The sequence below is a fragment of the Candidatus Phytoplasma phoenicium genome (assembly GCF_001189415.1).
GTDB lineage: Bacteria > Bacillota_I > Bacilli_A > Acholeplasmatales > Acholeplasmataceae > Phytoplasma > Phytoplasma phoenicium.
Window position 1 is genome coordinate 1 of record NZ_JPSQ01000077.1, and the last position, 1213, is coordinate 1213.

Annotated in this window: 1 protein-coding gene; it reads right to left on the minus strand. The window is 25.9% G+C overall.

The features are described 5' to 3' along the window. Positions 1 to 140 precede the first annotated feature (140 nt). Positions 141 to 1213, minus strand: a 1073-nt coding sequence (locus AlmWB_RS01715; protein WP_050337438.1) for an FAD-dependent oxidoreductase, incomplete at its 5' end; no start/stop codon positions are given.

The following is a 1213-nucleotide window of genomic DNA, read 5'->3' on the forward strand; positions in this document are numbered from 1 at the left end:
AAATAGGTTTTTGTTTATTTATAAATTTTGATAATAATAGATGTTGTATTTATTATCAAGAATAAGAAGGTTTTGTCTTCATCAAAAAAATAAAAATAATAAAACTATGTTTTTATACAAAACATAATTTTATTATTGTTTTATTTATGAGTATCAAGAGCTTTTAAACCAGCTAAATTTAATAAATTCCATGGTTTATTAAAATAAGGATGAAAGAAAAAATCTATAAAAGCTAATTCTTCCATATTCATACCTTTTTGAATACATACACTTAAAGTATTCATTTTTTCAGTCAAATCAACAGTAGACAAAATCTGTCCACCTAAAATACGTTTTGAATCTTTTTCATAAACAATTTTTAAAATAGCGGCATCAAATTTAGGCATGAATTCTGGACGATTAGCATCTTTAATCAATACTTGATCAAAATTGATTCCTAATAATTGAGCACTATATGCAGTTAAACCAGTAGAAGAAATATTTAAATCATAAATTTTGATGCCACTGGTACCTTGAGTACCTAAATACTTTTGTGGCTTTTTACTTGTGATGTTGATACCAATAAGAGTTCCCATTCTAACAGCATTAGTTGCCAGCGGAATATATTTATAATTTTTTGTAGGATTGTAATAAATATTGGTACAATCTCCGCAAGCATAAACATCTGGGTGTGAAGTTTGTAAAAAGTCATTGACAATAAAAGCGTCATTTCTAGATGTTTCTAATTTATCTCTTAATAATTGTGTATTAGGAACAAAACTGATACACATAATAACCATTTCAGTTTCGAAAATTTTTTGATCAGTTTGTACGTGTGTAATTAGATTATTTTTAGTTTTAAAATTGATAACTTTTTGACCTAAAGCTAAACGAACTTTATTTTCTCTAAAAGCTTCTTCGGCTAAATGAGTAAATTCTGGATCTAAATATTTAGACATAATTCTTTTTTCTATATCAACTAAAGTAACTTCTTTACCTTGTTTAGAAAACGCTTCTGCTAATTCCACTCCAATATAACCAGCGCCTATAACAGTAATTTTATTAATTTTTTTTGCATATTCAATAATATTATTAGCATGTTCAAAATTTTTTGATAGCAATAAATTTTTAGAATTGATCCCTTCTAATTTGGGAATGATTGGCCAAGATCCTGTAGACATTACTAATTTATCAAAATTGTCAATAAACGTCTCTTGAGTATTTAAATTTTTTA